We start from the raw sequence: 20,664 nt of genomic DNA, 5'->3' as shown, positions 1-20,664 counted from the left end.
CAACATGAGAGTCCTACTGGTTGCAGCCAGTGGCTCCCGAAAACTGATAAGCAATTGAGAGCGTCTCTAGTACCACCTAGGGGCGCTTGTTTGCTTGTTAAAGGCAGTCTAACACTGCTTTGCAAAATATACAAGGATATACACCAAACTTGACGTATCTTTTTTTAAACCTATGGTAAATTAGACTTATAAGTTCTAAAAGCCTTGTATAACAAGCATTTTCTCCTTCCCGGCTCTGCCTGGGGACGCTGATCCGGAGGCTCTGCCTCCTGTTTTCCTCTGCAACCGACGAGGCAGAGCCTCTAGATATAGGTTCCCAGGCACAGCCGGGGAACCAGTTAAACCCAATAGATATTATGAAAAATACATTTATCTCTCGATTTACTCCTAGCTTGATGACCCCAGAAACCCTGGAAGCTATCTTAGTACAGCGTCACGCACTGGCAGAACGTTTAGTAGAGCTAATTCGGGTGAGCGCCCTAACAGATAACAAGCATTTTCAACTACTAATAGGGCCGCGCGGCATTGGCAAAACGCACTTGGTTTCCCTGATTTATCACCGCGTATACAACATGGAAGATTTGCGGGATAAATTGCTAATTGCGTGGCTGCAGGAAGAGGAATGGGGGATTGCGTCTTTTTTGGATTTATTGCGGGGAATATTCCGGGCACTTGCTAAAGAATATAAGCCAGAATATGAAGCTCAGTTACATGATGATGTTGAAAAGCTTTATGATTTGTCGCCGGAGCAAGCTGAATTTAAGGCCGCTGAATTGCTGAGAGACTTTGTTGGCAAGCGGGTGCTGTTGTTGATTGTCGAAAATTTAGAGGACGTGTTTAGCGGCTTGGGGGATTTCGGGCAGAAGCAGTTGAGGGCGTATATTCAAAATTATTCATTCTTGACAATTTTGGCAACATCACAAAGCTTGTTTGATGGAGTCAAGCTCTCTAATAATCCTTTTTATGATTTTTTTGATTTACATGAATTAGATGAGTTTAAGCTGGATGATGCTGTAGCTTTATTAAATCATATTGCCAAGTTAGAAGGAAATACTGATTTAGCATATTTTATTCAAAGTCCAACAGGGCGCGATCGCATTAAAGTTGTGCATTACCTTTCTGGTGGCAGTCCTCGCGTCTACATTGTTTTTTCGGCTTTTCTGATGACTCCTGAATCGCTCGATAAATTGGTAGAACCGTTCATGGAAATGCTGGATAGCCTCACGCCCTACTATCAGGATCGGATGAAATATCTATCAAATCAGCAGCGAAAGATTGTTGATTTTTTGTGCGATCGAGGTGGTGCCGCACCAGTAAAACAAATTGCTAAACGCTGTTTTATTGAGCAGCGAACTGTATCTAGCCAACTTAAAGATTTGCGAGATAAGGGTTATGTCAAAACAGAGGAAATAGGACGGGAATCGTGGTATGAATTGCGGGAACCATTGATGCGCTTTTGTCTGGAGGTAAAGAAGCAGCGAAATGAACCGATTCGATTAATTGTCGATTTTATCCGGGTTTGGTATACGCGGCAAGAGTTGCAGCAGCGATTGGGATTGAGGATGGCGGATGTTGATTGGGCGGAGAAAGAAAGTCATTTTATGTATAGGCAAGGTTTGAAACCGATTCCACCTGATGCTGTGATGGAACGAGAATATTATACGCGGGCGCTGGAGGCTATTGAGAGAAATGAGGAAGACCCGCGTCTGAAGGCTTATTTTGATGAAATTGAAAATTGTATTGAACAGAAAGACTATGTTTCGGCTTTAGAATATGCGGAAAAATTGGTAGCAAGTCGCGGCGAGGCAAAGGATTGGGTAGAAAAGGGACGCTGTTTAAATAGCCTGGAACGCTACGATGAAGCTTTGGAATGTTTAGAAAAAGCTATTGAAATTGAGTCCAAGTATGCGAGGGCTTGGGCGAATCGAGGCGATGTACTCGAAAGTCTTAAACGCTATGATGAAGCCTTAGAATCTTACGATATGGCGATCGAACTTGACGAGTATGATCCGTGGCATTGGGCTAAGCGAGGTTATCTACTCCACAACCTCAAACACTATGAAGAAGCCTTAGAATCCTTTGATATGGCGATCGAACTTGACGACAATGATCCGTGGGATTGGGCTAGCAGAGGCGATGTACTCGACAACCTCAAACGCTATGAAGAAGCTTTAGAATCCTTTGATCGGGCGATCGAACTAGATACCAATTATCAGTGGGCTTGGCGTATGCGAGGTGATGTACTCAACAACCTCGAACGCTATGAAGAAGCCTTAGAATCTTACGATTGGGCGATCGAACTTGACGAGAATGAGCCGTGGGCTTGGGTTAACCGAGGGGATGTACTCAACAACCTCGAACGCTATGAAGAAGCCTTAGTATCTTACGATCGGGCGATCGAACTTGATGCCAATAATCAGTTGGTTTGGTTTCTTCGAGGTCTTTTACTCGACACACTCAAACGTTATGAAGAAGCCTTAGTATCTTACGATCGGGCGATCGAACTTGATGCCAATAATCAGTCTGCTTGGAGGTGGCGAAGCTATGTACTCAACAACCTCAAACGCTATGAAGAAGCCTTAGTATCTTACGATCAGGCGATCAAACTTGACCCCAATGATAAGTGGGATTGGGTTCAGCGAGGTCATGTACTCGACGACCTCAAACGCTATGAAGAAGCCTTAGTATCTTACGATCGGGCGATCGAACTTGACAGCAATTATGAGTGGGCTTGGTTTAGCCGAGGCTGGACGCTGGATAATCTCGGCCGCTATGAAGAAGCTTTAATATCTTGCGACAAAGTGATCGAACTGGGTTCTCAACATTCATCTGTCTTTTTCAACCGTGCCATTGCCATTCTCGGATTGAATCGCTGGGATGAAGGCATCGCCGCCTTAGACGACGCATTCCACCGCCTAGAACCAGGCGATGAAGCTGAGGCAGATGATGCTAAGTTAATTATCAAAAACCTATTCGCGATCGCCCACGCTCGAACGATAACTCAAACTCGTATCACCAGCCTAATTGCAGTTTACGAAAAACACGAATATCTCTCAGTCTTAGGACAGGGAATTGTGCGAAACATCCCCGCGCTAATGTCAGAAATGGTAAGCGACAAAGCCGCACGCACTTGGTTAGAATTGTGGCAAGAACTAACCAGCAAGTACGATGAATTCAAAATTCCCATCCGCCTGCTGAATGCGGCAGTCCGCTATAAGGAAACCAAGGGCGACAGACGAGTTTTGCTAGAACTTGCCATAGAAGAACGCAATTTATTAGAACCATTGGTGTCAACAAAACCAGAATAAGTAAAACAGGACTTACGCACTCCGACAAAGAAACCGGGTTTTTTACCTAATCTTCGAGTACGATCGAAGTATTTTCGTAAAAAAAACAGGTTTTTGGACCCCATGCGTAAGTCCTATAAAATAGATATAAAATAGAAATTGATGATACTAGCAAAGGACTCATCCCCATGACCGCAACAATTCCCACTAAAACCTCAGCAGAAATCATCTACCCAGACAGCGACGGAAAACCCATGTCTGACAATACCAAACAGTTTGAACTAATTGTCACCATTCAAGGCGGAATAGATGCCTTATACAAAGACAACGAAAATGTCTTTGTAGCAGGTGATTTGCTGTGGTATCCCGCCGAAGGCGATAACAAAACTCGCCAAGCACCTGATACGATGGTAGTGTTTGGCAGGCCGAAAGGTTACAGAGGTTCCTACCAACAGTGGCTTGAAGATAATATCGCCCCGCAAGTTGTCTTTGAAATCCTCTCGCCTGGAAATCGAATCGGAGCACTGTTTAAGCTGTTTAATTTCTACCAGGATTATGGAGTCGAAGAATATTATGTCTACAGTCCAGAGGATAATGAATTAATTGGTTGGCTGCGTTCTGATGGAAAACTCAACTATATTGAATTAATGGATGGTTGGGTGAGTCCGCGTTTGCAGATCCGTTTTCAAACTGCATCGGGAGACTTGGAAATTTATCGGCCTGATGGACAGAAGTTTTTGTCTTATGTGGAGTTGTCAAGACAACAGGAATCAGCACAGCGACAAATGGAACTAACACAGCAACAAATGGAACAAGAACGGCAAGATAAAGAGTTAGCACAGCAAAAAGCCGATCGCCTTTCCGAGAAATTGCGAGAAATGGGCATCAATCCCGACGAAATTTGAACAAAAAAGACCGGGCGGTTAAAACCGGGTTATTTTCTTCCGTCTGCAGAGGCGGATATCGTTTGTATAGGCGCGATTTCAATCGCCGTCTTATCTTTGTTTGTATAGATGCGATTTCAATCGCCGTGATTTCTATTTTTTATTTTCAATCCTCAAACAACCTATAATAACTTGACATATCAACAATTCCCCATGCAAAATCCCCGCCAAATAGCATTTCTCGCACTCCGCGAAGTCCACCGCCGCGGTGCATTCGCAGATGCCGCACTCGATCGCGCTTTCGGCAATTCTCAACTCAACGACCTCGATCGGCGTTTAGTGACAGAATTAGTTTACGGTAGCGTCAGGAGAATGCGATCGATCGACTTCATCATCGACAAACTAGCCACAAAGAAATCCTCCCAACAACCACCCGAACTTCGCACCATCCTACATTTAGGCTTATATCAACTCGAATATCTCAACCAGATTCCCCCCTCCGCCGCCGTCAACACCACCGTTCAACTAGCCAAAGAAAACGGATTTTCAGGACTCAGCAGTTTTGTCAACGGTTTGTTGCGCCAATACATCCGTTTAACAGATAACAACTTAAACCCATTAACAGTTACTAATTATAAATCAACCGTTGAACGCCTAGGAATTATCCACAGTTTCCCCGAATGGCTGGTGAAATTGTGGATCGAACAAATAGGCGAAACCGAAACCGAACAACTCTGTGAATGGTTCAACCAATCTCCCACAATCCACCTGAGAATCAATCCTTTAAAAAGCTCGATCGCCCAAATCGAAGGTGCCTTCAAAGCCCACAACATCTCAACTAGCAGAATCCCCAACTTGCCCCAAGCTTTAAGACTAAATGGCAGCATCGGCGCTATTCAAAACCTCCCCGGATACAGCGAAGGTTGGTGGACAATCCAAGACAGCAGCGCTCAATTAGTCACCCATTTACTAGGGCCCCAGCCAGGGGAAACTATCATCGACGCCTGCGCCGCGCCGGGGGGAAAAACCACCCACAGCGCCGAATTAATGCAGGATGAAGGCACAATTTATGCCTGCGACAAAACCGCCAGCAGACTCAAAAAACTTAAAGAAAATGCAGACAGACTCCAGATGAAATCCATTAAAATTCATACCGGAGACAGCCGCCATTTCCCAGAGTTTGTTAACCTTGCAGACAGAGTTTTACTAGACGCACCTTGTTCTGGCCTCGGAACCCTCCACCGCCGCGCCGACGCCCGCTGGCATCACACGCCCGAAAACATTCAACAACAATCTCAACTGCAATCGGAATTGTTAGCAAATGCAGCGACATTTGTCAAGCCCGGCGGCGTATTAGTTTATGCAACTTGCACGATTCATCCCTTGGAAAATGAAACAGTTATTCGATCGTTCTTAGACAGCAATCCTCACTGGCAAATAGAACTGCCAACAATTGATTTACCCGTACAGCCATCACCCGAAGGATGGGTGAAAGTTTGGCCCCACAGACATCACATGGACGGCTTTTTTATGGTGAGGCTAAAGCACTTGAAAAATCAGTAAACTCCTTACTCCAAACCGATAGCTTAATATCCCGGTTCTTGATAAGCAGGTTCTTCATAAGCAGGCTCTTGATAAGCAGGCTCTTGATAAGCAGGTTCTTGATAAGCAGGCTCTTGATAAGCAGGCTCTTGCGGTGGGTAATACTTCGGTTCAGGATTAGGATTGTAAGGTACGATCGCACCATCCTCATTCACAATCATCCCCCGAATAATCCTCTTAGGCTCCACCGGTTTTGCCTTAATACTGCCTTTGCGGCCCTCCAACTCCGGCAACTTCGGAAACTTCTCAACCGGCATTCCCTTAACAGCTTGACTCATAAAATCGCGCCAATTGTAAGCCGCCGTACCGCTAGTTCCCCAGGTGGGATAATTGTCATCATTCCCCAACCAAACGCCAGTCACCACCTGCGGAATGTAACCAATAAACCACAAATCCCGCACGTTTTCCGAAGTACCAGTTTTGCCTGCTACAGCGCGATCGTTTAAAGCAGCAGGCCCCCCCGTACCGTCTTGCACAACGCCCTCCAACATCCAAGTAGTAATCGCAGCACTATCCTTATCCAAAACCCGCTTCGGTTTAAAATTAGCCTGATAAATCACATCTCCCCGCTGATTAATCACGCGCTTAATTCCGTGGGCTTCAATAAAATTCCCTTGCGAGGCTAAAGTACCGTAAGCATTGGTTAACTCCAGCAAATTCACCTCCGAAGAACCCAAAGCCAGCGAATAAATCGGACTCAATTTCGACTTAATTCCCATATCGTGGGCTAATTTGATCGCCGGTTCAAAGCCCACATCCATCAACACCTTCACAGCTACGACATTCACCGAACGCGTCAAAGCATCAGACATCGATCGCCAACCGCTAAATTTTTTGCCATAATTATTCGGTTGATAGCCGTCGATAATAATTGGTTCGTCTTCGTAACCGTCATAGGGAGAAAAACCAGCCGCCATCGCCGCGGCATAAACCAACCCTTTAAACGTCGATCCTGGCTGCCGCAAAGCCTGCGTAGCGCGATTAAATTGACTTTCCTTAAAATTTCCACCTCCTACCAGGGCTTTAACTTCCCCAGTCTTAGTGTCCATAGAAACTAAAGCGGCCTGTTCAAAACCCTGACGGCTGCCATCAACTTCGATCGCATTTTTAACAACCTGTTCCGCTATTTTCTGCCACTTCAAATCCACCGTCGTCTCAACAGTCAAGCCGCCAGCTTCCAAAGCATCCTGAGAAACATAGCGCGGCAATTCCTTCCGAATGTAACTAGCAAAATAAGGCGCGACTACTTTAAATCGCTTCGGCGCACTTGGTTTAACCGCAATAGGTTGCGCCATCGCCTGCTTCGCCTCAGCCTCTGTAATTACCTTCGCTTCCTGCATTTGTTGCAGCACAAGATTGCGGCGTTTCTTAGCAATATCCGGATTAACCAAAGGCGAATATTCGCTCGGTGCAGGCGGCAAACCCGCCAAAGTTGCCATCTCTGCCAAAGTTAATTTATCGACTGTTTTGCTAAAGAAAACCCAAGCCGCATCTGCCACCCCGTAAGCATCCGAACCCAAATAAACCAGATTTAAATACCGTTCTAAAACTTGGTCTTTACTCAACTCTCGCTCTATTTTCTGAGCTAAAAGAGCTTCCCGGACTTTCCGCCTAATACTTCTTTCCTGATTAAGAAAAACAACGCGAGCCAATTGTTGCGTAATTGTACTGCCACCCTGCACTACATCTCTTTCTATCAAATTAGAAACAATGGAGCGCACAATACCTTGATAATCCACCCCGCGATGTTTGTAAAAACGGCGGTCTTCTATGGCAATAAAAGCTTTAACCAACTGTTCGGGAATTTCTTTAAGTTTCAGTTTATCTCTGGTTGCAGGCCCCGACTGCAACAAAATCGTATTATCTGCTGCCTTAATTGTCAGCGTTCCGTCGCGGTTAAAGGCTGACAAATCGTTAACATCCGGCAAACCTTTGTCTAAGGCGTACAAAATCCATAAACCGTAGATTAAAGCGCCCCCGCCTATACTGACAACACCTAAACTTATCCAAAATCTAGGGCGGCGGGAGATCCGTTTTTTAGTATTTTCCTGCGGTGCCCTATTTTCCTGCGGTGTGCTAATTTCCTGCGGTGCGCTAATTTCCTGCGGTGCGCTAATTTCCTGTAGTTCCGTATGTTTCTGCAGTTCGGTGTTCTGCGATGCCCTCTTTTCCGGCAATTTGCTACGATCGGATTTTTGGGGTGATTTAGTTCCCCCCAAACTTAATCCCGGCTGCAGCAATTCTTTTCCCTTGGTTTGCAAGCTAGTAACTTGAGGTTCAATTTCCAACCAAGCGATTAAGCGCTTCAACCCTTCCCAATCGCGCTTGACTATTGGATATCGAGCGTATTCTGGCTCTAAATATTCTGAGTCAGAATATTCTGACTCCAAATATTCTGAGTCTAAATATTCTGACTCTTCTAGAGGTGCAGCATCTTCTGATACCACATACTCCGCTCGCTCATCCCTTGTCCGTGTAGAAAATTCCGCCTCCGATTCCGGCGAGTTGAGCTTATTACCCTTCGCAGCCTTCGGCGGTTCTCGATCGGAATTACCGCTTATTGCGTTAGTGACTTTGCTCAATGTATCTTTGATATTTGAGAAAAATTCTGCCACGTTCAGACCTTCAAACCTCATCAAGTCCGATTAAAAATTAAAAATTAAAAAAGCTAGCCTTTTTAAATTCTTAATTTTTAATTCGACATTTTTTCTTGAATAACACGCTGCCTTGAATTAGATTTTTTGAATTAAAAAGTTTTTAATTCACAATTCAAAATTCAAAACTTTTCTTAACGCTGCAGAGATTGGTATTTTTTTGAGAAGTGAATTAGATTTTTTGAATTCAAAATTTTTTAACTCAAACCTCAAAACTCTGCTTAACTCGCATGACCCAGTGCCAAGGCTGCTACCAGCATACCCAAAACCAGGAAAGGCTGAGCACTTGCCTGATATTTAACATCATTTTCCAGGGGATTACGCAAAAAGTACATATCCTGAAAAGTAATTTGGGGAATTATCAGCAGCAGCAGAATGACAGCGTAAAGGTTTTGGTGGATGCTGATCAGGTAGCCTGCAATCCCAGCTTGAAAGATGTCGATCATTAACACGCAAATCCAAGCTGCTGTGCTGATGCCAAACATCACTGGCAAAGATTTTAACCCTAATTGCCGATCGCCTTCGACACTTTTGAAATCATTGACGATCGCAATTCCCAGCCCTGCCAAACTGTAAAACAGGGTCAAAATCATAATTGTGGGATCTAGTGTACCAAACAAAGCTTGACCCGCCCACCAAGGCAGGGCAATGTAACTAGCACCCAGGGCATAATTTCCCAACCAGCCATTCTGCTTGAGTTTCAGCGGGGGCGCAGAGTAGATATAAGCTAGAAATGCGCCGCCGAGAGTCAAAACAGTCATTATCGGGAATTCATGACCCGCCCACAAGTCTAGAGCATAAGCCACCCCAATCCCAGCGGCTAATAATACCAAAATTTGCGTTACTACTTGGGGAATCGAGATGATACCGGAGGGAATTGGACGGTAGGGCTCGTTAATGGCGTCGATGTCGCGATCGTAAAAATCGTTCAAAGTTTGAGTGTACCCGGCCAGCAACGGCCCTGACATCAACATACAAGCTGCTGCGATCAAGAAATTCTCTAGGTTCCAAACATAGTTTCCAGAAGACGCAGCCCCGCACACCACGCCCCAAATTAAGGGAATCCAGGTAATCGGTTTCATCAATTGCAAGCGAATCTTCCAGATAGAAGTTTCTCCGCTAGCGGCCCCTTTCATGCCCAACAGTTGCCTAGTTTTGGCACTGCGGTTTTCGGTAGCAGCACTTTCCGGTGCAGCTTCTGGGGAGATTTGGGATGGAGGAGAGTCAGACATAATTTGATGTTAGCGGTACTGCTACTATTGTGTCGTTTTGCATTTCAATAATAATTCAGATAGCTTACCACTGATATTTAAGGTAGATTCTTGAAAACTTACCCGGGCTTGGAGTTGATGCTAGGGAAAAGTAGGAGTTTCACAATATACTGAATTATCATTTTTTTGTGTAAATGTCAAGAGGATAAATACTTTTTTTATAATTTCGCTGAGCCCGCCTTCTGGGGGAGATTTTTGCCAGCCCGTGCATTTAATGTCAATTACCAGGAGGCGATCGAGTTTTTTGCCATACTACCCTTGAATCATCTCATCTGGCAGAAAATCTGGCAGAAAATCAGAATCTACAACCTCGACAGAAGTGTAGATACTTGACACTCTCCGGGCTAAAGCCACAGAGATTCTTTGATCTACGAGTCAATTTGCTGAGACAGGATTTCTCCAGCCAAAGTAGAGATTGATTCTCCCAAAGCGTTACTTGCATCAAGTGCAAAGGTTCCGGTATGCCCTACCGTACCCAATCCTCGACTTAGGATGTTTTTGGCTGCATTGAAATCTCTCTCCAAGGTACACCCGCACTTGCAGACGTGCGTTCTTGTGGACAGCGTTTTCTTAACAACTTCTCCGCAGTTAGAGCATTCTTGGCTGGTATATTGCGGATTTACCGCAACCGTTACCCGCTCAAATACTTTTCCAAAATATTCAAGCCAGATGCGGAACTGATACCAAGATGCGTCGTTAATAGACTTAGCTAAGCAATGATTTTGCACCATATTCTTGATTCTCAAATCTTCGTAGGCTATCAAGTCGCTTGACTGAACTACGCACCGTGCAAGTTTTATTGCATGATCTTTGCGTTGTCTACTTATTTTGAGATGCTGCTTACCTAAAATCTGTCTAGCTTTGCCTCTATTTTTGGAACCTTTAGTTTTTCTGGATACGCGACGCTGACAACGCTTGAGAACTTTTTCACCTTTTCTCAGGAATCTAGGATTTTCCACCGTAACTCCGTTTGAATCGGTGTAATATTCTTTTAACCCAACGTCTAGTCCGATGGTATTGCCAGAGGGTTCCGTGTTTTCCTTTCTATCGACATCGATACAGAATTGGACGTATACACCGTCTGCACGTTTTACTAATCGAACCCGTTTAATTTGGTTGATTTGGTAGAAGTGCAGATCGCGTGTACCTTTTAGCTTGAGCTTGCCAATTCCTTTTTTGTCGCTAAAGTTAATCGATTTCCTGTCGTCGGCAAGTTTCCAGCCAGTCGATTTATACTCGACAGAACGACAGTCTTTTTGGAATTTTGGATACCCTTTTTTGCCGGGAGTTCCTTTTTTACAGTTGTCGTAGAATCGGGAGATAGCAGACCAAGCACGTTCGGCGCTAGCTTGCCTAGCTTGCGAATTGAGTTCATCAGCAAACGGAAACGATGCTGCCAATACCGCACAGTATTTGTTCAAATCGTACTTGTTCACTTTTTTGTTGTCGATCCAATAGCGTAAACAACTATTGCGAACAAACTGGGCAGTGCGAATTGCTTCGTCTACTGCCGTGAACTGGCTTGATTTTCCGTAAGCTTTGAACTCGAAGACTAGCATTGTTTTACCTCGCACCTTATGCTACATCATCTGGCACAAAGTAAGAGGTGGTACAACAAAAGTTTACATAAAAGTCGTCCTAGAAGGACGGGGTTTTAAACCCAGTTTTTTGATAATTTCGGAAACGTCTCTACAAGCAATCCAGTTTCAGCAGTTGCTTGTTCTGCTGCATCCGCATAGCATTCAGCCAACACCTCTTCAAGATAGGTTTGAGAGTGGGGGAATCTTTCAAAGCTTTGCGAATGCGTCTGCGATATTCGACAATGCTGCCTTTCCAACTACCGCCCATCGGAGGTAATCTGTATCATACACTTCTTCTCGGTCAACTTCTAATTTTGTTGTCATAAGCTGTTCGTACTAACAACTGCAAATTAACAAATATGGCGATAGGAATCAAAAGGCAGTCCTGTCCGCCGCTTGACTTCGACAACGGATTTGTAAGCGCCTTTTCTCTGCCTTTCTCTAACTATTTTTTCCGCCACAGTCCGATCTAAACCGCTGGCGATCAACTCTTCCGGCGAAAGAATGTTTAACCGTTTCCAAGTAAACTGCAATTCTTTTTGATAATTGTAGCTGAAGCAAATCATCGGGGCGATGCGTCTGACGTGGCTTTCGGGAACTCCGGCTATTTCTGATAACTCTTCGGCGTGGGTAAAAATGTAGCCTTCGTTTTGCAAAGATTCAATATCGTTGGCGTAGACGATCGGCAAACCCAAGATTCTGACCATATCGTCTTTTGTACACTCGTTAATATCTATTTTGCCGCGCACGTTTGCTAGTTCTTCGGCATTCGTCGCATTTGCAGGAACCAGTATGCCTCTGGGTGCGGTTTTGATAAGATAGCGCTTTTTCAAACTAAAAGCAGTAACAATTTGAGCAATCCACACGATCGTACCCAAATTAGTTGAAGAAGATACCGCTAGTGCTGCTAAAGTAATTGCAACACCCCATCCCATCCAACTACGAATATTTGACTTTTGGCCTGCATAGGCGATCGCCAATCCGCCGAAGTAGGGAATAAAAGCATACCACACCCAATTTGGAGTTTGACGCAGCCAGTATAAATCTTGAGACACTTTATTTTATCCTTAAATAGTTGTGTTCTCACACTTTCTTATGTCACTCCCACTTTTTTAATAGTGGGCTTTCTTCTTCCTTCTTCCTTCCATCCGTTACATCCGTTACATCCGTTACATAATCCGTTGCCGAACTTCCTTCCATCCGTTACATCCGTTACATCCGTTACATAATCCGTTGCCGAACTTCCTTCTTCCTTCTTCCTTCTTCCTTCTTCCTTCTTCCTTCTTAATTACAATTCTCGCAACAGTTTTTGGCGTTTTTCTTCATATTCTTCGGCCGTAATTGCGCCCATATCGTAAAGTTTTTTCAATTCGCCGATCGCCCCAGTAACATCTTTTGCCGCTCTGAGGGCATACCCAGACGGCAAGCTTCCGCCATTGTACTGTACCTGAAAAGCTTGTTCCGACATCAGCAGCAGGCCGATAAAATCGAAAAATGCGATCACTGACGGAATTAATGTCCAAGAAAATAGCAAGTATAATACCCCTGCTAAGTTATTGCCCAAATAAAATTTGTGAACTCCGAAACCTCCAACAAAGAAAGCTAACACAACTGCTACGCTTTTATCTTTTACCATTTTTACTTTCCCCATTTTTTTTATTTTAACTTTCGCGCTCGACGTTTAACGATCGACATAAGTAATCTTACTAATTTTTACTCATTTATTTGGGTTTTTGCGAAACTTAGACATCGCAAAATACAGCAGAACTATACCGACTTGAGCCTGTAGAATCACCAAGTAGCCTCTCAAGAAATAATTGAGTTCGCTGCCTGAATTGAAAGAAAATATTAAAAGACCTAAGGCTGCGTAGGGTGCGAAACGCATCCAACTCGGCGTTCCCTCTAACTTGCGGCTGTTCAAATTGCTCATGGGTTTAAGCCTCATCCTAAATTAAAATTTAGCTATAAATCAGCCGGATTGTCAACTTCCGTTTGGTGCGATCGCCCGGATCAGTTTCTCAATCATCAGCCGACAAGATATTACTTCCATGTTAAACCCTATTTTTCCGCTAAAGTGAGGGGCCCGGGCGGGCAGATCTGGATCTGTTGCTGATATTACAGATTAGGGTGAACCCGCCCCTATAGGAATTCGGGTTATTTTACCGGGCTAGATATAAGGGGCGCACCGAACACCCTAGTGCTGTTTTTGGCAAGAGTCGATCGCCCTGACGATCGCTCTCAAAAAAACTCGATTAATTCACAATTATTAACAACCACCCGAATTAACTCGCGCCGCCGCCCAAAAGAAACAGACTCAGGAGAGTACCGCTGTTCCACAGACTGTGGAGAAGCATAGGAGCAAGGAGATTGCGCGATCGCGTATACACAAACCCCAAAACCGCACCCAAAGTCGCCAAAGGCAGAATCTCAGAGACACTCAAGTGAGCCACCGCAAACAAGAAAGCAGAAGCTGCGATCGCCCCCCAAACAGGCAAATAGCGAGTTAGAGAAGGCAGCAGAAAGCCTCGAAACACGATTTCCTCAAAAACCGGAGCGGCGATCGCAGCAGTGCCGAAAAACACCGCCAAAGCCACGTTGTCCCTACCTTCAAGAACGATCGGCAAAATCGGATTACTGCCACCTTGTCCCTGCCAAAATTGCTGATTGATCAGCGACACCAAAACTACCAAAGGCAAAGCAACAAAATAGCCGCCAAAACCCCACAAAAACCAACTTCCCCGCCAATTAATCCGAAACCAACTTTCCGGCAAAGGCAAAAAAGACTTGACCGAAAAATACAGTACCGAAAGCCCCCCACCCGACAGCAACAAATAAGTAGCAAAGATATAAAAAGCCTTGCCGCGGGGGTCAAAAGTAGCAGGATTGAGTTTTAAAACAGCCAGAGAAACAGGCAGCAACAAATAGGGAATCAAGATTTGCCCGACAAAGAAAAAGCCGACCACAAGCACCTGCCAAACAATCTCGCCGTCCCAAGGCACATCCCAAGTCAAGCTCGCATTTCGCGCCAACACCGGGCCGGAACCTGCTGTATCTAACTGCTTCCGCTGCAACAGCCACTGCACGGTCAAACCAACCAGCAAAACCGTGCCAATACAAAGTGCGATCGCCGGAACGCCAACTATAATTGCCAACTTTTCTACAGCTTGCTGGGCCGTTACTTGCTCTGCTGCTTCCAGCGCCGCCAGCTCTTTAGAACGTTCTTGCAGCTTGTAAAGTTGAGCTAGAGCGCGATAGCGAAACCAGCCATCCAAAGACTTTTGAATGCGCGGCTCGGCATCCGGCAGCAGTTGAGCCGGATTGCTCCAAATTCCAGTTAAAACTTGAGCAGTTACCACCGAAGAATCGTAATCTATTTGAGTTTTGTAGCGCTCAACTAAATTTGTCCAAGTTTGGAGAGCCGCCTCAGTTTTGCCACTGCTTGCCTGCAAAATTCCCAAGCGCAAGTCAAGTTCGTTTAGCACCACTGACTGTTGATCGATAGACTCTGACAAAGCCTTGTTTTGAGCCAAATTCAGAGTATTATCAGCCGACTTGGAGGCGATGGCAGACTCAATTACTTTAAATTGTGATTGAGTTGTTTCGAGAGTTTTGCGAGTCGAGTCTCGCGCTTCTCGATATTGTGTCAAAGCCGTATTTAAAGGATCTGCACCGACAATATTGTTGCGCGCCGAACTTAAATTAGCACTCTGATTATTTTCTCCTTGCCACTCCGAGGCGTGCAGCAGCAAATTTGTCTGGTAGAGTTCCAGCCGGCTTTGAATTTGCGGCTGATTCCAACTAGCAAGTAAAGATAAACCGACCATGGCGATCGCGATCGCCGTTAAAATACCTAAAATAACCCGCTTCAGTGTCATTCCTGCTTTTCCGTCCCGCGCGAATCCGTGGCTAAATCTTTTCCGTCTTTAATCATAGGTCGTTGCAGACGAGAGTATCCCGACAACTGGTAAAATTTCACTGGCTCATCTTTTTGACTCGCCTCAACAAGACTTACGCCACAAATCCTCGCTCCGCCATGTATACATAAGGTTCACACCTTAGCCCAACGGTGCTTATGGCGCACCCTACACGAGTAGTGCGGCATAAACACCCGCGATGTATGAGGTAATATCCGCACGGCGCAACCGCAGCGGGGTAGCAGGCTAAATCTAAAATCTAAAATCTAAAATCTAAAATCGAATGACTCGCATTATCTTAGTCCGTCACGGCAAAAGTACCTACAATCAAGAACGCCGCATCCAAGGCCGCCTGGATAAATCGATTTTGACCGAAGCAGGCCGCAACACCGCCCTGCAAGTAGGCGACACACTCAGCAGTATCGCCTTTGATGCCGCCTATACCAGTCCCCTGCAACGAGCAAAAGAAACAGCGGAAATCATCCTGTCGCGCTTGACAAATCCGCCACAACTCCAGCCAACTGATAATTTGATGGAAATCGATTTGCCTCTGTGGGAAGGAATGCTGCGCCAAGATGCGATCGACAAATTCCCCGAAGCATATCAGCAGTGGCAAAAACAGCCAGACAAATTTTCCATGAAACTGCCATCTGCTGACGGAGAAATCGAACACTTTCCCGTATTGGCAATTTTTGCTAACGCCCGACACTTTTGGCAAGAACTTTTATCGCGCCACCAAGACGGCACAATTCTAGTAATAGGTCACAACGGAATCAACCGGGCTCTCATCGCCACCGCGTCGGAAATTACCCCGGATTACTACCAATCAATTCAACAGTCAAATTGCGGAATTAGCATCATTAATTTTGGAACTTCCCCTGTGAGTAAGGACGAAGCAGGAGAGCAAAAAAAGAAAGTTGCAGTTCAATTAGAGTCGGTGAATTTAACTTCCCATACCGGGGAAATTTTCCCCAAACCGAGGGACGGACACCAAGGCCCGCGCTTGTTGCTGGTGCGTCACGGCGAAACCGACTGGAATAAAGCAGGTAAATTTCAGGGGCAGATTGACGTGCCTCTCAACGATAACGGCCGCGAACAATCCAGGCGAGCAGCAGAATTCCTCAAGGATGTAAAATTAGATTTTGCGATCAGCAGTTCGATGCTGCGCCCGAAAGAAACTGCAGAAATTATTCTCAAATATCACGGCGGTTTGCAACTGGAACTCCGCGATGAGCTAAGAGAAATCAGCCACGGACTTTGGGAAGGAAAGTTTGAATCGGAAATAGAAGAATCCTATCCGGGTTTGCTACAGGAATGGAAAACATCTCCTGAAACAGTGCAAATGCCCGAAGGAGAGAATTTGCAGCACGTTTGGACTCGGGCGATCGCAGCTTGGCGAGAAATAGTACAATCTGTTTCTGGTACTGGGATTGTCGTTGCTCACGATGCCATTAACAAAGCAATTCTCTGCCACCTATTCGGTTTGGAACCCGAACATTTCTGGAAATTCAAACAAGGAAACGGAGCCGTTAGCGTGATTGATTATCCCCACGGCCCCGATGGTTTGCCGGTATTGCAGGCGATGAATGTGACAACTCATTTGAGCGGCGGCGTTTTTGACCAAACAGCCGCAGGAGCACTGTAATTAGTAAAGTGCTGGGCGCGAACCCGTAGACGTATTACCGGTCTGCTGTTTGACGATTAGGCCTTCGAGCCCCCCTAGCCCCCCTTCTTAAGGGGGGAAAAGAAGCCTTCTCAAAGTCCCCCTTTTTAAGGGGGATTTAGGGGGATCGAGACTCGTGTCAAAGCGAAATTTATCCAAGCTTTTAGGCCTAAGTTAACACCACTGCCCACCGCTACGAGTACCCGCCTAAAAAATGTTTTAATTTTTATAGCAACTGCCAAGAGGGTTAGGACGTTCTTAATTACTAAAACCCTTGCTTTTATTCCTTCTTCCTTCTTCCTTCTTCCTTCGTGTCCTAGCGCTTACGCGCGGCTTCGCCTAACGCGTCTTCGCGGTTCCATCTTCCATCCATCCGTTACATCCATTACAGAATCCGTTGCCGAACTTTATTCTTCAATATATTTAAATCTTAAGTTATGAGTCGCGAACTGCTACAAAATGTACGAGTGCTAGATCCAGTTTCAGGGAGCGATCGCATCGCTGATATTCTGATTGCTGAAGGTGATATCAAAGCAGTTGAGGAAAAAATTGCTGAGTTTCCCGCTGACACGGAAGTGCGGGATTGCCAGGGACTGATTTTGGGGCCGGGGTTAACTGATATCTACAGTCACAGCGGAGAACCGGGTTTTGAGGAGCGGGAAACGCTCGAATCTTTGATGCAGGCTGCGGCGGCTGGGGGTTTTACGCGAGTGGCGATTTTGCCGGATACCTCGCCACCTGTTGACAATTTGGCCGGTTTAGCTTTGTTGCAGCAACATATCCGCAATTTGTCGCCCGGGCTGCCCCGCTTGTATTTTTGGGGAGCGCTGACAGCGGGCGTTAAAGGGCAGCAGATGGCCGAGTTGGGCGAGCTGGCCTCCTGTGCTGTGGTGGGTTTTGCAGACGGTTTGGCGCTGTCTAATCCGGCTCTGGTGAGGCGTTTGCTGGAGTATATCAAGCCTTTGGGCAAATCTGTGGCTTTGTGGCCGTGCGATCGAACTTTGGCAGGAAATGGCGCGGTGAGAGAGGGTGCGATGTCGGTGCGCTTGGGTTTGCCTGGAATTCCGGCGAGTGCGGAAACTGCGTCTTTGGCTGCAATTCTGGAGTTGGTGGCATCTGCGGGCACTCCGGTGCACATTATGCGCGTTTCTACGGCGCGCAGCGTGGAATTGATTCGGGATGCCAAGGCGCGGGGTTTGCCGGTGACTGCGAGTGTGACTTGGATGCACCTGCTGTTGAATGTCGGGGCAATTTCAGGAAACTCTAAAGATTCCGGCGGGAAAAATGCTCTGACTGCTTCGTTGCCCTACGACCCGAATTTACGCCTAGAACCGCCGTTGGGCAATCTCAGCGACCAATTAGCGCTGATTCAAGCTGTGAAAGATGGCGTAATTGATGCGATCGCGATCGACCACAATCCGCATACTTATGAGGAGAAAACTGTGGCTTTTGCTGATAGTCCGCCCGGGGCGATCGGCTTGGAATTAGCTTTGCCTTTACTGTGGCACGGACTGGTAGAAACAGGGGAATTTTCGGCTTTAGAACTGTGGCGAGTTTTGAGCGCAGGCCCTGCCGTTTGTCTCGGACAAACCCCCCCCATAGTTGCACGGGGAGTCTCTGCTGAGTTGATTTTGTTCGACCCGAAAATGAGTTGGACTGTTGACGGGTCAAGTCTGAAGTCGCGATCGGCAAATACGCCTTGGTTGGGACAGCAATTAGCGGGAAAAGTTGTACAAAGCTGGATTTATTAATTCTTGCCATTGAAATTCATCTGTTGTAGAACAGGCATCTTGCCTGTTTCTAAAAGTAGAACAGGCAAGATGCCTGTTTCTGCGAATGCTAGATGAGGTGACTCAGAAAAGAAGATATAGCAATTCTCAATAAAATGAGGTACACACCGATCGCAACTGATGCCCTATGCCCTATGCCCTATGCCCGCCAGAGCACCTCATGTTACTGAGAAAGGCTATAAATACATGATTACTGCTTTTGATTCGTGGAATTCTCCACCGCAAGACTTGACATTGGATCTGGGCGAAATTCATGTTTGGCGCGTCTCTCTAGCTCAAACAGAATCTTGCTTGCAGAGTTTACAACAGACTCTCTCTACCGACGAGCGGACAAAAGCTGAGGGTTTTCGGTTTGCAAAAGGTCGATCGCAATTTATTGTCAGTCGTGGCGCGCTGAGAGCGATTCTGAGTCGCTATCTTAACATAAATTCTCACATTTTGCGCTTTGACTACAATCCCTACGGCAAACCTTTCCTCATCGCCGCCCAAGGGGGAAATACCGTCCGTTTCAATTTGTCTCACTCAGGGAACATGGCTCTAATTGCTATTACCAAAAATCGAGATATTGGTGTCGATATTGAAGGTATCAATCCCAAATTTCCTTGTCTGGAGATTGCTGAAAAGTTTTTTTCACCCTTAGAAAATACTGTGTTGCGTTCGCTCCCAGAACATCTCCAACCCCGCGCTTTTTTCACCTGCTGGACTCGCAAAGAAGCCTATATCAAGGCTGTCGGCAAAGGACTTTCAATTCCCCTGAATCAGTTTGATGTCAGCCTCGCACCAGGAGAACCAGCAGCGCTGTTAAATGTTGAAAAAAGCCCCGAAGAAGCATCGAGATGGTCTTTAATTGAATTAATTCCCAGTTCAGATATGGTAGCGGCTGTTGCGGTTGCAGGAGATTCCTCGAAACTTCATTGTTGGGAGTGGACAGGGGAGTTTTGAGTTATGCTGAAATGTTGTACCATTCTCCATAAGCTTTTTATGAACAGGCAAGATGCCTGTTCCACAAGAAAATTCACTCTTTGTGGAACAGGCATCTTGCCTGTTCTTGAGAATGGTGCAAGATGTGAGTTTATATCGATCGCCAAAGGTAAAAGATAACGGCAACGATCACTACAATAGGTCTACGGGTTGAGCCTTCAAGCTCTTGCATTGCACACCCTACACAGACAAATAAGGACACAAAAATATTGTGTCCTTATTTGTCTATTTGACTGCAACTTGCTACCCTACAACTGATTTAAAAATTTAACCAAATCGATACCCAAACCCACGTACCGTAATGATATATTCCGGTTGGCCCGGATCTATTTCCAACTTTTCGCGTAGCCAGCGGATGTGAACGTCAACTGTTTTGCTGTCTCCGATAAAATCTTGGCCCCAAATTTTTTCTAGCAACTGATCGCGAGACCAAACTCGCCGGGGATAACTCATAAATAGTTCTAGTAAGCGAAACTGTTTAGGAGAAAATTTCACTTCCAGACCCCGAACCAACACCCGGCACTCTTCAGGATACAGAGTTATGCTCTTATATTGCAGCGTCCTCGGTTCCGGTAACCGACCGAGGCGCTGGCGCCGCATCAGCGCCCGACAGCGAGCGATAAACTCCCGCATTCCAAAAGGCTTGGTCAGATAATCATCCGATCCGGCTTCGAGGTAAAAAGCGCAATTGTTGGCACTTCCTCTAGCACCGATAATCAAAATAGGGACGGGATTTCCTTGATGCCGTAACATTCGACACAGATCCAAACCGTTAATTGAATCCATAATTAACAGGTTAAAGGCCAATTCACCGTGGTATGACGAAGAAGCCTGTACAGAAGGCAGGGCGTTGCGCCCGTCGCTAGTAACCACCACCTCGTAGCCCTGTTCTTTAAGGGCTAAAGCTAGCATTTCCCGCAACAGATCTTCACCTTCCAATAACAAGATACGGCCGGCTTGTCCAACAGCCAACCTTGAAGGACTTTCGCTTAATTCAGCAGAAGACATAAATATAAGTGGGAGTGATGTTTGTATGTG

Annotated in this window: 15 protein-coding genes and 1 pseudogene; 7 read left to right on the top strand and 9 right to left on the bottom strand. The window is 45.8% G+C overall.

The window, feature by feature from the left end; translation table 11 throughout:
- Positions 1-356: 356 nt before the first annotated feature.
- The 3 genes from QUA71_RS15820 to QUA71_RS15810 all read left to right on the top strand — a co-directional run bounded on the left by QUA71_RS15820 (position 357) and on the right by QUA71_RS15810 (position 5,734).
- Positions 357-3,308, top strand: coding sequence for a tetratricopeptide repeat protein (locus QUA71_RS15820; RefSeq protein ID WP_333286327.1), 2,952 nt, complete (start codon positions 357-359; stop codon positions 3,306-3,308).
- Between the two features lie 167 nt (positions 3,309-3,475).
- Entirely contained in the window at positions 3,476-4,192 is a 717-nt protein-coding gene (locus QUA71_RS15815) for a Uma2 family endonuclease (protein WP_333286325.1), read from the top strand.
- A gap of 192 nt (positions 4,193-4,384) precedes the next feature.
- Entirely contained in the window at positions 4,385-5,734 is a 1,350-nt protein-coding gene (locus QUA71_RS15810; protein WP_333286323.1) for a 16S rRNA (cytosine(967)-C(5))-methyltransferase, read from the top strand.
- 23 nt (positions 5,735-5,757) lie between these two features.
- On the opposite strand, the gene QUA71_RS15805 is transcribed toward QUA71_RS15810, so the two are convergent.
- From QUA71_RS15805 to QUA71_RS15765, 8 genes and pseudogenes are all read right to left on the bottom strand, one after another.
- Positions 5,758-8,409: a PBP1A family penicillin-binding protein gene (locus QUA71_RS15805; protein ID WP_333286321.1), complete on the bottom strand. Its 2,652-nt coding sequence runs from the start codon at positions 8,407-8,409 to the stop codon at positions 5,758-5,760.
- A 239-nt stretch (positions 8,410-8,648) separates the two neighbouring features.
- Positions 8,649-9,659 (bottom strand): chlorophyll synthase ChlG, encoded by a 1,011-nt coding sequence (chlG, locus tag QUA71_RS15800; RefSeq protein WP_006633316.1) that lies wholly within the window; start codon positions 9,657-9,659, stop codon positions 8,649-8,651.
- Positions 9,660-10,066: 407 nt separating this feature from the next.
- The gene (locus QUA71_RS15795) at positions 10,067-11,257 is read right to left on the bottom strand and encodes an RNA-guided endonuclease TnpB family protein (protein ID WP_190738347.1); all 1,191 of its coding nucleotides are present in this window, start codon (positions 11,255-11,257) and stop codon (positions 10,067-10,069) included.
- 95 nt (positions 11,258-11,352) lie between these two features.
- Positions 11,353-11,540, bottom strand: a pseudogene (locus QUA71_RS29275) (DUF29 family protein); the annotation flags it as partial.
- 88 nt (positions 11,541-11,628) lie between these two features.
- Positions 11,629-12,333 (bottom strand): helix-hairpin-helix domain-containing protein, encoded by a 705-nt coding sequence (locus QUA71_RS15780; protein WP_333286316.1) that lies wholly within the window; start codon positions 12,331-12,333, stop codon positions 11,629-11,631.
- 233 nt (positions 12,334-12,566) lie between these two features.
- Positions 12,567-12,914, bottom strand: coding sequence for an NINE protein (locus tag QUA71_RS15775; protein ID WP_333217769.1), 348 nt, complete (start codon positions 12,912-12,914; stop codon positions 12,567-12,569).
- An 81-nt stretch (positions 12,915-12,995) separates the two neighbouring features.
- Positions 12,996-13,208, bottom strand: coding sequence for a hypothetical protein (locus tag QUA71_RS15770; RefSeq protein ID WP_190658705.1), 213 nt, complete (start codon positions 13,206-13,208; stop codon positions 12,996-12,998).
- A gap of 352 nt (positions 13,209-13,560) precedes the next feature.
- Positions 13,561-15,153, bottom strand: a complete 1,593-nt coding sequence (locus QUA71_RS15765) for a type II CAAX endopeptidase family protein (RefSeq protein WP_333286314.1) — start codon at positions 15,151-15,153, stop codon at positions 13,561-13,563.
- A gap of 322 nt (positions 15,154-15,475) precedes the next feature.
- On the opposite strand from QUA71_RS15765, the gene QUA71_RS15760 reads away from it, so the two are divergent.
- The 4 genes from QUA71_RS15760 to QUA71_RS15745 all read left to right on the top strand — a co-directional run bounded on the left by QUA71_RS15760 (position 15,476) and on the right by QUA71_RS15745 (position 19,780).
- The gene (locus tag QUA71_RS15760) at positions 15,476-16,837 is read left to right on the top strand and encodes a histidine phosphatase family protein (protein ID WP_333286312.1); all 1,362 of its coding nucleotides are present in this window, start codon (positions 15,476-15,478) and stop codon (positions 16,835-16,837) included.
- Positions 16,838-17,292: 455 nt separating this feature from the next.
- The gene (locus QUA71_RS15755) at positions 17,293-18,606 is read left to right on the top strand and encodes a dihydroorotase (RefSeq protein WP_333286310.1); all 1,314 of its coding nucleotides are present in this window, start codon (positions 17,293-17,295) and stop codon (positions 18,604-18,606) included.
- Positions 18,607-18,786: 180 nt separating this feature from the next.
- Positions 18,787-19,587, top strand: a complete 801-nt coding sequence (locus QUA71_RS15750) for a 4'-phosphopantetheinyl transferase superfamily protein (protein ID WP_333286308.1) — start codon at positions 18,787-18,789, stop codon at positions 19,585-19,587.
- Between the two features lie 52 nt (positions 19,588-19,639).
- Positions 19,640-19,780: a hypothetical protein gene (locus tag QUA71_RS15745; protein WP_333286306.1), complete on the top strand. Its 141-nt coding sequence runs from the start codon at positions 19,640-19,642 to the stop codon at positions 19,778-19,780.
- Positions 19,781-19,893: 113 nt separating this feature from the next.
- Here the strand turns inward: QUA71_RS15745 and QUA71_RS15740 are convergent, their stop codons facing one another.
- A complete protein-coding gene (locus QUA71_RS15740) occupies positions 19,894-20,634 on the bottom strand; it encodes a response regulator transcription factor (RefSeq protein WP_190658712.1) in 741 nt (246 codons plus the stop codon).
- Positions 20,635-20,664 lie beyond the last annotated feature (30 nt).

The sequence above is a fragment of the Microcoleus sp. MON1_C5 genome, from assembly GCF_036701875.1.
Classification (GTDB): Bacteria; Cyanobacteriota; Cyanobacteriia; order Cyanobacteriales; family Microcoleaceae; genus Microcoleus.
Note: the sequence above shows the minus strand (reverse complement) of the source record. Positions and strands in the feature narration are given on the sequence as shown.